This is a genomic window from Sphingomonas sp. GM_Shp_2, from assembly GCF_026540875.1.
GTDB classification, from domain to species: Bacteria; Pseudomonadota; Alphaproteobacteria; order Sphingomonadales; family Sphingomonadaceae; genus Sphingomonas; species Sphingomonas carotinifaciens.
The window spans coordinates 1-13,057 of sequence record NZ_JALNUQ010000004.1 but is presented as its reverse complement, the minus strand read 5'-3'; the positions used below and the strand labels follow the sequence as shown (position 1 = coordinate 13,057).

Here is a 13,057-nt window from a genome sequence, read left to right as displayed (position 1 = left end):
CTCATCTAATTAAATAATTGATAGAACATGTTTTTACGAGATCTCACTGGATTTTATGTCGCGCCAAGTATTTAATGTACAAGAAAAAACTTTACGGAGAGGGGAAATAATGGCGATTTGTCCGCGTAAATGTGGGGATGAGCGCGTGGAACCTAGGCGCCGCGCGATGCTGGCTCTCATGACGAGTGCCGTCATGGTGGGAGCCGCCGTGGCGTCGCCGGCGCAGGTTTCGGCGTCCTACGACACCGCGCAACTGCAGTTCGCGCTGAATCTCCAGTATCTGGTGACCAACTATCTACAGGTAGCGATCTATGGTGCAGGCCGCCAACTGCCGGCCGATCTGATCCGCGCGGGCGAGACCGGCGGTATGCTCGGCGTACCGATGACGTCAGGGTCGCAGGTGGCCTTCCTCGGCCAGACGCGCAGCATCAACGCACGACTGCGTGAGATCGGTGACGAGAGCTGGGGGAGGACCATCCTGCTGCGCAGCCTGCTGCGTGCGGACACGCCTGCACAGAAGCTGATCGATCTGTCGCCAGCCGCGTTCACGACGATGTTCCGTCTCGCGGGTGCAATCGATTCGGCAGAGACGTTCAATCCCTATGCGTCACCGCTGAATTGCGCACTGGCGGCGAACTGCCTGATTGACGTGCAGGCCGGGGCGCTGCTGTCGTTGGTGCCCACCATGACCAACGAACTTGCCCGCGATACGATCGCCGCGCTGGCTGCCAACGCCTGCAGTGATGCAGCCACCGTCCGCTCGATCATCCAGTCCCAATCCTGGGCACAGGCGCAGCCGGACGCCCTGACGATGATGGATCGGCTGGCGGCATGGCGCAACCGGATCAGCGGCACGGGCACCACCGATCGTGGCCTCTCGCCGTTAGGCAGCCCGCCGTTGACGCGCCTTGCCCTTGTTGATGCCGACGGACTGGCCTTGGCGCGCACTCCGGCCCAGGCGCTGAACGTCTTGTTCATGAACAGCGGGGCAGTGACGCAGGGGGGATTCTTTCCAACCGGGATCAATGGAACGACAGTTAGAAGCGCGGCCAACTGAGCCTGAGACGCATAGAGGGGATTTATAATGGCTGTTGAGACATCTTCTGTTGACGGAGCCGCATCGCGGCGGCGGTTCCTGCATCTTTTCGGCTCAACGGCCGTCACCGTTGGTGCGTTGTCGACGTTGTCGGCCTGCGAAAACGATGGTGTCGTCGGAGCGGAACGGGTACCTGTGTCGTCGGCCACGCCGACACCGACCGGCACGAGCGTGCCAGCCGGCTACGTTGCCACCGATGCAGATCGCCTGAACTTCATGCTGCAGGTGCATTATCTACTCGCGGCCTACATCGAGCGGGGGCTTTCGGGCGGCATGATCGCCGCATCACTGACCTTCGGCAGCGGCGCTGAGGGCACGGTGACAGGCGGGCGCATGGTTGCGATCAATGATCCCATTCTGATCGCCTCGCTGCGCGAGGTACTCGGTGATATCGTCAATCGCATCGGCTTCCTCCGTCAATTGCTGGGCAGCGCGGTGATGGCTCAGCCGGCCATCAGCATCGCTGGTGGAGAGGGAAGTCCGTTCCAGGCGATCGCACGGCCCAACCCCGCCGATGCCACGCCGCCCGCGGTGTTCTTCGATCCCTATGCGTCTGAGAACGACTTCCTGCTCGGCGCCACCGCTCTGTCGGCCATTGCCAAGAGCGCCGTGGTCGCCCTGGCGGCACTGATGACGGAGACGCTGCGCGCGCCGTTGCTGCGGTTCGCCGGCGGCGTATCGGCTACCGACTCCATCATCCGCAATGCCCTGTTCATGCGGGCGGATGCACTTGCCGCCACCCCAGTCGCCGGGCATGAAAGCCTGTTCAGCCGCGCCGCCGCTATGCAGCAGGGACGCGACCAATACGATGGCCCCAGCGGCATTGATCAAGATATCGGCGCAGGCGATAGCAATTTCGTCAATGCAAACATCACCATGAGCGATGGTCAGGGGCTAGCACTTCGGCGGACTCCAGAACAGGCGCTGGGAGTGCTGTATGCCTCCGCTCGGTCCGTATCGGCCGGCGGATTTTTTCCGGCCGGTATAAACGGTGTCATCCGCCAGAGCGGAGCCAACACCATCTAGCACTACTTTGGCAGGGTTGGTTTATTGTTGTTCGCCAGCGGCTTATGACAGTGCGGGCACTGGGTGGGTGGCGGTCGTGCCATTCGGTCGAGGATCGCTTGCCTGATGGCCGGCAGGGTCGGTTGCGGGGGCGGCCCGCCGACTCTTTTTTTCCGCCCCGCGGCCTTGAGGCGGCGGGATTGCAGGAAGGCGTAGGCGAGCATCGTCATCAAGGCATGTCGGTGCAGTCCAGGCCACAATCGTCCTTCGAAATGGTCGAGGCCGAGTTCCTCCTTGAGCTGTTGATGAGCCTGTTCGCAGGCCCATCGCGCCTTGATGGCGGCGGCAAGCTGGCGCAGCGATGTATCGGGCGGCAGGTTGGAGACGTAGTATTTGTGCTCCCCGCCCGAGCGACGTTCGCCGACCAGCCAGACTTCCTCACCCAGCATGGCCTGAACGCGGTTGTCGGCCATGCGATGTCGGTGTCCCTCGGCAATCCGGACGCGTCGGGCAGCGAACAGATAGGTAAGCCGCCCCTTCGTGCCACGGCGCCATGCGATCTTTCGCCACGTCTCGCCGGCCAGCATGTCTGCGACCGATACCGGCGCCTGGTCGGGAATGTGGTATTTGCGTGGCCGTCCGCCGCGGGCCTGTGGGAAAATCAACTCGACATCGGCAGGATAGACGGTCTGTCGAGATGACAGACCCACCGCCCACGATAGTCCCCGCTCGCTCAACGCCTGACGGAACCCTGCTCCCGAGCCGTACCCCGCATCGGCCAGCACGCATCCGAAGCGAACGCCTGCGGCCTATCACCCGGTCGATCTCGGCGATGGCGATGTCGGGCTTGCTCATCGCTTCCTGCCGCCCGGCCGGCACCCGCGCACGCTTCATCCGCACCGGATCGCAGGTCCAGCTCTCCGGCAGGAACAGGCGCAGTCCCACCATCACCGGCACCTCGCGCGATGCCAGCGTCACCGACACCAGCGACTGGCAGTTCGATGTCTTGCCCTGCGACGACGCATATTGTGGCGCCACGCCAACCGAGTCGCGTCCCTTCTCGGCAGGGCTGTGTCGTCGATGACAAGAAAGCCCTCCGCATCGCCGACCAGCCGGTCTGCCTCCGCCAGCAGCCGGCGCTCGAGCGGCGCCGCGTCCCATGTCCCGCTGGCTATGAAATGGTGGAGCTGGTCATAGCCGGCATCCTGCGTACGGGCCGCCAGCGGCTGGATGCTCTTGCGATCACCCGGACCGATCAAGCCCGCAATGTAGGTCGGGCACATCCGCCGCTGCGACGGATGCGTCAGGTCCGCTAGAAACGGCACCAGCCACGTCTCCAGATCCTCCCGCCAGCTATCGTCCGCCACCATAGCACACCGTCCCGGTCAGCACCTTCATGCCACCGGAATCAACAAAGATTCCACCCAGTTCCTTCAATCTGCCAAAGTAGTGTTAGGTCTGATCTCTCAGCTCATGCGGTTCTTGGAGCATCAAAAGCGCAGGCGCACTCCCGCGCTGATCGTCTCCTGGTGATCGTCACGCCCGGTCTGGGCCGCAGCGGTGGCGAAGATGTCGAGCCCGCTTGGCAGACGATAGGCGACACCGCCTGACGCGGTGCCAACCAGTTCGGCGCGCGACGCGCCGATCGCGGTCAGGCCAAGCCCACCCCCGGCATAGCCCGCCCGTGCATCCGTGCGCTGTCCCTCGATCTGGTAGCGCGCACCCAGTGTCACGAACGGGCGGAACGGAGCGTCCGAGGCTTCACTACGCGCGAAGGTCACACCCGCATCCGTGAAGCCTGCGACATGCCGGTCTCGTGCCACCGCAAGGGCAAAGGCGCTGCCACCATTTTCCGTGACCCCCTCACGCGTGGTCCGAACGTAGGTGACGCCGACACGCGGACGCAGCGACCAGCCGTTACCGACCTCGAGTCCGTAATAGGCCGCCAGATCGCTGACCCAGCTATGCAGGTTGTAACGGGCAGTTGCACCCCCTGCACCGGGCAGCGCACGATCGGTGTACGCTTCACCACCGTCGTACAGCAGCGACGCGCTGAAGCCCCAGCCCGCGTCGGCGCTGTAGCGTCCGTGCACACCGGCCACGATGCCATCGGCGCGGGTACGCGCGCCCAGTGCGCCGATCTGCTGCCGGCCGTTGAGATAGCCGGCAAACGCCCCGACCGACCACTCTCGGTCACCATAGCCCAGACCACCAAGGAAGCCGTAGCTTTGGGTGCGTGCGGTTGCGCTTCCCTGCGCCGCATCGCCCTGCAGCGTGTGCCACTGGCCGACCGTCTGTGCGAAGGTGAAAGCGCCGGGCTCGTCACGTGTCGTTGCAAACGCAGGGCTGCGCGCGGCCTGCGTCAGCGTCAATGCATGGTCGACGGCGAGTTGTGTGGCGGAGGCGTAGGGTTCGGGGGTGAGTTGCGCGAAGGCGCGCGGGTCCGAGGTGCCCGATGCGGTCAGCAGGGAGGGCAGGGCTGCGAACAGGGTGCTGGTGGCGGGTTGGGTGATGAGGGTGGCGTTGGCATAGGCGATGGAGCGGCTGACCTGGGGGGTGAAGCGCGGGTCGCCCAGGAACTGGCCGAGGAGCTGAATGCGGTCCGCACGCTGCACGACGAAGCCGAACAAGGTGTCGGATTTCAGGACGTTGGTGTAGCTGCCGGTGATGCCGCCACTGGCCACGACGAGATCATAGGACGTGCCGGGCCGGATCGCGCCGGTCGCGGTGATCTGAAGCGTGGCACCCTGGCCGATCGCAACCGCACCGTTGACGACGAGCTTGTCGGCGAGCGCCGGCGTGATCTCGAACAAGGAGGTCGAAGTGCCGGCGAGCGTGACGTTGCCGTTGACCGTCATGACGCCCGGCGATGCGCCGGGGCTGAGCGTGCCTGCAACCGCGATGTCGCCGTTGACGGTACCGGCCGATCCGAAGGTCGCACCCTGACCGACCGCGATCCGCGGTGCGGTAATCGTCGATCCGGCCAGCCCCACCAGCCGCCCGGCCGTCAGGTCGATGCCGCCAAGTGCAGCGGTGCCGGCGATGGTCGCATAGCCGCTCGTCATGCCGAACGCCTCGACACCGGCGATCGACGTGAAGGCGACCGGCGTGGTCGCGGAACCACCGGATACCGAGATGCTGTCCCGGCCTGCGCCGCCATCCACTGCGCCGGCAAAGCGGCCGGCGATCAGCATGCGGTTGTCGCCGCCCCCGAAGCGGACCTGCGTCGCCGCCAGCGAGGAATCGCCGGCGATACCCAGGTCGGTGCCCGCCAGCACCTGGTCATAGACATGCGCGCCGGTGAGCGTCAGGACACCGCGACCTTCGGTCGCCAGGGTCTCGAAATCGCGCAAGGTGGTGCTGGCGAGGGTGCGGTCGCCGGCCAGCTCCAGCGTGGCGATATCATTGCCCGCGCCACCCGAGACGGTGCCGTTCAGCGTGGCCCCAGCCGCAAGGCGCAGCGCATCGTTGCCCGCGCCGAGATCGATCACGCCAGCGAGCGTCCCGGTCGGGGCGACGGATATCTGCTGATCCCCCGCGCCGAACGCCAGCGATGCGCCAACGGTGCCGAGCGTGCCGGTGACCGTGAGGGCGTTGCCCGCCAGCACGACCTGTTCGAAGCCGGTCGCCGTACCCGCCAGCGTGACGGGGTCGGTCGCGGTGAAGCGCAGCGTGTCGGTGCCTGCGCCGCCCGCATAAAGACCGGACGCGCGCGTAGTGCCGAGCGAAAGCAGGTCGTTGCCGGCGCCGAGCGCGACGCGCGCGACATCGCCGTCCGTGGCGAAGCTGTCATCGCCATCGGAGCCAAGGACCGAGCCGATCGTGTAGCCGTTCAGCGCGACATTCAGGCCCGTGCCGGCCAACGATACCGTTTCGAACTGCTGGTCGAGCGTCAGCGACAGCGTGCCGCGGCCTTCCACCGCCAGTTGCTCGAAGCCGCTACGCTGGCCGATGCCGCTGCGGTCGCCGGCAAGCCGCACGGTGTAGAGATCGGTGCCGGCACCGCCATCGACGACACCTGCGACGCGGCTGTTCAGCCCTTCCACGAAGCTGTCATTGCCGTCGCCCAGCGAGACCGGGCCCAGGATCGTGCCCATGTTGACCACATGGTCATCGCCGCCCGCCAGGGCGACCGCGCCTGCGATGGTGCCGTTGTTGAGGAGGGTTTCGGCTGCATCGCTGCCGGTGACGGTCACGGCACCGGCGCTGTTCAGCGTCTGACCGGCTGCAACGGTGACAGTGCCCCCGCTGACGCCGATCGTATCGAAACGGAAATTGCCCGAATAGGTGACGTTGCCTTCGCCGATCTGGCTGAAGCGTTCGAAGTTGATGAACTGGTCGCCATTGATGGCGCCACCACCACTCGCATCGACGATGAAGTGGTCGTTGCCCTCGCCGCCATCGACAGTGCCGACCAGCACTGCGCTGGCGCGCTGGAGGAAGGTGTCGTCGCCAAGGCCGAGGAAGACGTCACCCTCGATCCGGCCGTAATTCTCGATCCGGTCGTTGCCCATGGCGAGCGCGACCGAGCCGATGATCGTGCCGGTGTTGACGATGCGGTCCTCGGTTTCACCGAAGGTCTGGATGGCGCCCGCGAGATACGGCGTGCCAAGCGCCGCAGACAATTGGTCGTCCGCAGCCAGCACCGTGCCTGCCCCGCCCCGGATCGTGCCGGCATTGATGAGGTCGAGCGTCGTGCCCCGCGCGAGGATGGCGGTGGAGATCGGGCCCGTCGCCTCGATCACGCCGCTGGCGGCGTTGGTGATCGTGGCCGTCGCGCCGTTGCCGGCGAGCAGCAATGCCGAGGCCGGATTGGTGTAGCGGATTTCGTTCCCGCTCCACCAGTCGGTATAGCTCTGTTCGGTGCCACCTCCATTGGCGCGGATCGTGCCGCTGTTCGCGACCGTGATCGTCGCGGCAGGCGTGGTGTCGCCATAGCTATAGGCGCTCAGGGACGCTGCCGCGGCGCCCGCTGCCCCGGCATCGATCGTGCCGCTGTTGTTCAGCGCGATCGCGCCGATCGTCCCCTCTTCGGCGCGCAGGTTGAGCCTGAGCGCTGTGGGTGCGTCACCTGCGCTGATCGTGCCCGTATTGGTCGTGGTGATCGATACCGTGGACCCACTAGGAAGCGGATCGCTGCCGAACCAATAGTCTCCGGCGCCCGCAAGAACGGCGCCATTGATCGTGCCGCCATTTTCGATCGTGATGGTACCGGCACCGGATTGCGACAGCGTTACCGCATTGCCGGCAGCGAGGATCTGGCCGTTATTGACGAATGCGAGATCACCCTGGCCCGACATAGTCACGGCCGCCCGTTCGAGCGTCGCGGTACCGATCGTTCCCGTGTTCACCAGGCGGCGCATGTTGGCGGCAACGCCGCCACGAATATCGCCCTCATTGGTGAACGAGGCGAGCAGGCGGTTACGCGCGGCGTAGCTGGAGTCCGGCGTGTTGTAGAAATCCCGGCCGGCCAGCACCGCGCCTTCCACGATGGCGCGGTTGATGATGGCGCCATCGCCCGACACGTAGAGATCGGAGGTGATCGGGGCCGCAGCCGTGACGGTCGCCACGGTTTCGGCGCCAAGCGCGCGAACATCCTCTGCCTCGAAATTGATCGTGCCGGGTGCGCCGAGGGCGATCGTGCCGCTTTTGGTCAGGGCATGCACGAAGATGTCGTTGCCCTCGCCGCCATCGATCGTGCCGCTGATGCCGATGTGGCCGTCCACCGATACGAACTGGTCGCTGCCATCGCCGAAGCGGAGATCGCCGGTAACCGTACCGCCATCGGCGACATAGGTGCTGCTGAGCGAGCTGCGCCCATAAGGATTGTAGCTGAAATCGACCGTCCCGCCGATCGTGCCGGCATTGGAAAGCCAGCCGCCCGACAGCCGGATCGCCGTTCCTGCGGCGCTGGTGATGGTGCCCCCTGCCCGGTTGGTGACAGTCGCAGTGCCATAGGCGGTGAGCGCGATGGCGGCTTCCAGCGCGCTGGCGATACGCCCGGAGTTATCGACCGTCAGGCCGTAATAATCGCCCAGCACCGCCGACCCTGCGACGTCGATCGTGCCGCTGTTTACGAGGGCCAAGGATGTGTACGATGCACGGATGCCGGTTGCCGCGCGGCCGCCAGCGATCTGCGTGATGGTGCCGGTATTGACGACACGCTGTGCGCCCTGCACGCCGGCTGCACCGTCGAGCGTGATCGTGCCCGCGTTGGTGACCTCCTGCCCGCCTGCGATGGCCGCGATCTGGCTGTAGCTTTGCCCCGACTGGTCACGCACGGTGATGCTGCCGGCATTGGTGAAACGGTCGCTGCTGCCAAGCGCAACCGCCGAATAGGGATAGATTGGCGTGTTGCCGCGCGTCAGGGAAAGCGCACCGCGACTGGTGATGGTGAGCGCATTGCTGGCATAGCTTTCGCCCGGCGCGACCATCACCGAACCGGCACTGATCGCCGGGGCGGACGCGGCGGTGATATCGGCGGTGACGTCGACGGTGCCCGTGCCTGCCAGCGTCAGCGATTGCGTCGAGGAACCGCCGGTCAGCGTCAGGACCGCATTGTCGAACAGGTCGTATCCGACGCCGGCAAAGGATGCCGGCGTGGCGATCGTGGCGCTGGCATCGCTGCGGACGCGGTAGCGGAGCAGCGCGCCGGTGCCCGAGACGGTGCCGTTGATCCCGGCAAATGCACCGGTGCCGGTGTTCACCAGTTCGGTGACCAGCGTACCACCCTGCCCCAGGGTCAGATTGCCGTTGAGGACGCCTCCCGCGAGCGCAAAAAAGCGATTGCCGTTGAACGAGGCCCCGCCACGCAGCGTCACGTTGCCGTCGATGGTGCCGGCATTGACGATGGCGGCGTTGAACACGGACGCATTCGCCGATTGCGGGGCGATCCCACCACGTACCCGCCCACCGGCGCGATTATCGAAAATGCCATAGGAATCGATCACGACGCCGGTACCGGGCGAGGTGATCACGCCAGTGTTGACCAGTGTGCTCGACAGCCGCACGCCGGCCACCGCACCGTCGATGGTGCCGCTGTTGGTCCAGTTCGATCCCGACGATCCGTTAAGGATCGCACCTGTACCCGCGGTCGAACGGATCGTGCCGCTGTTGGTGAAGCTAGGGCCGAACAAGGACACCGCAGTGCCGTTTGCCGTGATCGTGCCCGTGTTGACGAAGGCACCTTGCGCGCTGAACGATACGCCGTTGCCGTTCGCCACCACGTCGCCATCGTTCTGGAAGCGACGGGCGGTACCGAGCTGCACCGCAAAGCTGTCGGTGGCCCCGCCAGTGGTGCGGATGACACCAGCATTGATGAACGTCGGTGACCCGTCGGTCGCAAAGGAGTCCGACACCACCGGTGCGGCACCCGTCAGTGTGCCGCGGTTCACCACGGTGCCGCTGCCTTCAACCTGGACCAGCCCGCCGATTGCACCGAACTCCGAGCCCAGCGTGACGGTCGATCCGAAACTGGTGGTAAGGCCGAGACGCTCGAAACCGGTGGGAAGTGCAAGCGCCCCCAGCGTCGCATCGCCAGCAATGCGCATCCGAACGGTGTCGGTACCGGCGCCACCATCGATCGTGCCGCTGATCCCGGTCACCAGCCGGCCATTGTCGTACCGCGCGAGCAGCGTATCGTCGCCTGCGCCCAGCACGAGGTTGCCGTTGATCGTACCTGCCAGCGTGTCGATCATGCTGTTCTGACCGCTGCGTGCGCGCGAGATGACCGATCCCGTGATCGTGCCGCCGTTGGTCAGCGCCACCGCCCCGGTCGCGTCGATCGCCGTGCCGCCTTGCGAGGCAATGCGCCCGGTGTTGGTGATCGTGGCGCGCGAGACCGTCGTCGCGACGGCGATCGCCGCGCCACCATCGACCGTGCCTGCATTGGTCAGCCAGTCGACGGCGCCGCGCATGCCGAAGATCTTGCCGGTGGCGAGATTGTTGACGGACAACACGCTGCCCTGGGTTGCAATATCGGCAACGATCGCGGGCCCGCTTGTGCCGATCATCGCGCCGGCATTGGTCACCGTAGCACTGACCCCGCCCGACGCATTATTGGGATCACGACGCAGCAGCAATGCCTGGGCGCCGGTGATCGTCGCATCGGCCCCTACCTCGATCGAGGCGCTGGCGGATGGATAGACCACCTGCGAGCTGCCTGGCGGACAGAAGATTACCGAGGCGCCCGCATAAGGATCGTCCGGGCAGCGTTCCAGATAGGAGGATCGATTGGCAATGAGGATGCCCGGCTTGCCGGCGCCATCGACGCGGCCGTCGACCGTGATCCTGGCGCCCCATACGGGATTGGTGATCGCGGCGTTGGCGGCGCCCGACAGAACCGTGGCGGAGCGGGTCACGATCACGCGCGTATTGCCGGCGGCAACGGTCAGTCCGTCGGTATCGGTGCCGGTGCAGGTCGTCGTCGTGTTCGGCTGCGCCGGATCTGGTGCGCATTGTGCAAAGGCCTGTCCCCCGACGACCATCGCCAACACCATCGCACTCGTCTGCAACGCGCACGCACGAACGCGCCGACCCTGCGGCTTCACTCCCGACATTCTGGTTTTCCCCCAATTGTGATGCAGCAGTTACGGCAACACGTGCATCTCGTCCATGGCCGCTCGGTATATGTGCTGGTGCTCGGCAGGTTAGCGTGTCACGTCCAAAGCCGCCAGAATGGCCTGGCCGTAACGCGTCTTCGCGAACCGTTCGCCCGCCACACGCGCCTGATCCCGCGTGATGAAGCCTTGCTGCAAGGCGATTTCCTCCAGACAGGCGATCTGGATGCCTTGCCGGTGCTGGATCGTCCGAACGAACTCGCTCGCTTCCAGCAAGCTGTCATGGGTGCCGGTATCCAGCCACGCATAACCCCGCCCCATCTGCTCGACATGAAGGCGGCCGCGATCGAGATAATGGCGTGCTAGGTCGGTAATCTCGAGTTCACCCCGTGCGGAAGGGCGCAACCTTTGCGCGATCTGCGTCACCTCGGCATCGAAGAAGTACAAACCCGTCATCGCGCAATTGGAGCGCGGCTGCGCGGGCTTTTCCTCAAGGCTGGTGACAAACCCTTCCTCATCGAAACCGATCACGCCGTAGCGTTCGGGATCATCGACCCTGTAGCCGAAGATGGTGGCGCCGACCGGTCGGCTTGCCGCACGCCGGCAGAGTTCGACCAGGCCGTTGCCGTAGAAGATGTTGTCGCCCAGGATCAGCGCTACCGGGCTGTCTCCGATCCAGTCACGTCCGATGGTGAAGGCTTGCGGCAGGCCTTCCGGCCGCGGCTGTTCGGCATAGGCGATCGAGAGGCCGAGTGCGTCGCCGTCACCGAATAGCCGCCGATAATGCGGCAGATAGTCGCTGCTGGAAATGATCAGGATATCGCGGATGCCGGCGAGCATCAGCACCGACAAGGGATAGTAGATCATCGGCTTGTCGTAGATGGGCAGCAACTGCTTGTTCACGACAAGGGTTGCGGGATGGAGGCGGGTACCCGATCCGCCGGCCAGGATGATGCCTTTCATGCGGCCGACGATGCCCCGGGTCGGGTTACGATCCGCTTAGCAGCCCGCGCCGGGTGTCTGCCTGATAGGCGGCATTGAGCGCATGCCACCAGTCGCGATGGTCGAGATACCATTGCACCGTCGCCTCCAGCCCCGTTTCGAAACTATGCTGCGGGCTCCAGCCCAGTTCGCGGCGAATACGCTCAGGATCGATCGCATAGCGCTGATCATGGCCGGGTCGGTCGGCGACATGCACGATGCCGCTGTCATGAGGACGCCCGTCGGACCGGGGAGCCAGGCGGTCGAGGATGCCGCACAGGGCGTGCACGACGTCGATGTTGCGTCGCTCCGCCTCGCCGCCGATGGCATAGCGGCGCCCTGGTTGACCGTGCTCTAGCACCTGCACGAGCGCACGAACGTGATCTTCGACGTGAAGCCAGTCACGTACCTGCAGCCCCTCGCCATAGACGGGCAGCGGCTGGTTCGACAGCGCCTTGCCGATCATCAGCGGGATCAGCTTTTCGGGGAATTGCCAGGGGCCGTAGTTGTTCGAACAGTTGGTGATGAGCGTCGGCAGGCCATAGCTATGGCCCCAGGCGCTGACGAGGTGATCGGAACCGGCTTTCGACGCCGAATAGGGCGAGCGAGGGTCATAGGGCGTGTGTTCGTCGAAGCGCCCGGTATCGCCGAGCGAGCCGAACACTTCGTCGGTCGAGATATGGTGGAACCGAAACGTCGTACGCGCATCGGCAGGTAACCGGGACCAATAGGACCGGGCCGCCTTCAGCATCTCATAGGTGCCGATCAGGTTGGTTTGGATGAAAGCGTCGGGAGCATCCAGTGAACGGTCGACATGACTTTCGGCCGCAAGATGGGAAACCCAGCTTGGCCGAAAATCGGCAAAGGTCTGCTCGACCGCGCGTCCGTCGCAGATATCGACATGCCGAAAGGCAAAGCGGGGATGATCCTTTACCTCGGCCAGCGTGGTGATCGACCCTGCATAAGTCAGGGCATCAAGAACCATCACCTGATGTTCGCTATGGTTGATCAGGTGTCGTGCAAGCGCAGATCCGATGAAGCCCGCTCCACCCGTTATCAAGATGCGTTGTACGGTCATGAAGGGGCTTTTCGCATGTCAAAGCGCCTTCTTTGCTGACCGAATATTAAATCAACGTTCATATTTTCAAACATGACATATTGCAGGTGTGCACATAATCAAATTGGAACGCCCGATTGGTCGTGAGCGGGCGGCCGTCCTCAATTTCCCATCCGTTCACCGGCAAGTCGCGCCACAAGCGTCTTGACGAAGGCGTCCAGCGGGCACCGCGTCTGTCGCGCTTTGGTGCAGCCTGGAATGGGTAGGTTGGTGGTGGAGACGGTGTTGGCCGATGTGCGGATCGTGGTGGGGGACTGGGTTCTGTAGGAGAGGCGGACCGAGCGGGTGTTCGTGGTGTCG

The 13,057-nt window shown here is 64.8% G+C and carries 5 protein-coding genes and 2 pseudogenes; 2 read left to right on the top strand and 5 right to left on the bottom strand.

Annotation, left to right across the window (positions count from 1 at the left end; genetic code table 11):
- Nucleotides 1-166 precede the first annotated feature (166 nt).
- Together OXR08_RS02190 and OXR08_RS02185 are read left to right on the top strand one after the other, a co-directional pair.
- Nucleotides 167-1,057 (top strand): ferritin-like domain-containing protein, encoded by an 891-nt coding sequence (locus OXR08_RS02190; RefSeq protein WP_267347389.1) that lies wholly within the window; start codon nucleotides 167-169, stop codon nucleotides 1,055-1,057.
- 27 nt (nucleotides 1,058-1,084) lie between these two features.
- Nucleotides 1,085-2,122, top strand: coding sequence for a ferritin-like domain-containing protein (locus OXR08_RS02185; protein ID WP_267347388.1), 1,038 nt, complete (start codon nucleotides 1,085-1,087; stop codon nucleotides 2,120-2,122).
- 42 nt (nucleotides 2,123-2,164) lie between these two features.
- Here OXR08_RS02185 and OXR08_RS02180 read toward each other — a convergent pair.
- The 5 genes and pseudogenes from OXR08_RS02180 to OXR08_RS02160 form a co-directional block, all read right to left on the bottom strand.
- Nucleotides 2,165-3,471, bottom strand: a pseudogene (locus tag OXR08_RS02180) (IS701 family transposase).
- Nucleotides 3,472-3,591: 120 nt separating this feature from the next.
- On the bottom strand, nucleotides 3,592-10,599 hold the full coding sequence (locus OXR08_RS02175) for an autotransporter outer membrane beta-barrel domain-containing protein (RefSeq protein ID WP_267347387.1): 7,008 nt from the start codon (nucleotides 10,597-10,599) through the stop codon (nucleotides 3,592-3,594).
- Nucleotides 10,600-10,749: 150 nt separating this feature from the next.
- The gene (gene rfbA / locus OXR08_RS02170; RefSeq protein WP_267347386.1) at nucleotides 10,750-11,622 is read right to left on the bottom strand and encodes a glucose-1-phosphate thymidylyltransferase RfbA; all 873 of its coding nucleotides are present in this window, start codon (nucleotides 11,620-11,622) and stop codon (nucleotides 10,750-10,752) included.
- A gap of 25 nt (nucleotides 11,623-11,647) precedes the next feature.
- Complete coding sequence (rfbB, locus tag OXR08_RS02165; protein WP_267347385.1) at nucleotides 11,648-12,718, bottom strand: dTDP-glucose 4,6-dehydratase; 1,071 nt, start codon at nucleotides 12,716-12,718, stop codon at nucleotides 11,648-11,650.
- Nucleotides 12,719-12,858: 140 nt separating this feature from the next.
- Nucleotides 12,859-13,057, bottom strand: a pseudogene (locus tag OXR08_RS02160) (hypothetical protein); the annotation flags it as partial.

Excerpts from the sequence above, each read along its gene's own strand:
- OXR08_RS02185 (WP_267347388.1), top strand. The coding sequence starts at position 1,085 with ATGGCTGTTGAGACATCTTCTGTTGACGGAGCCGCATCGCGGCGGCGG.
- OXR08_RS02190 (WP_267347389.1), top strand. The coding sequence starts at position 167 with ATGCTGGCTCTCATGACGAGTGCCGTCATGGTGGGAGCCGCCGTGGCG.
- rfbB (WP_267347385.1), bottom strand. The coding sequence starts at position 12,718 with ATGACCGTACAACGCATCTTGATAACGGGTGGAGCGGGCTTCATCGGA.
- OXR08_RS02175 (WP_267347387.1), bottom strand. The coding sequence starts at position 10,599 with ATGGTGTTGGCGATGGTCGTCGGGGGACAGGCCTTTGCACAATGCGCA.
- rfbA (WP_267347386.1), bottom strand. The coding sequence starts at position 11,622 with ATGAAAGGCATCATCCTGGCCGGCGGATCGGGTACCCGCCTCCATCCC.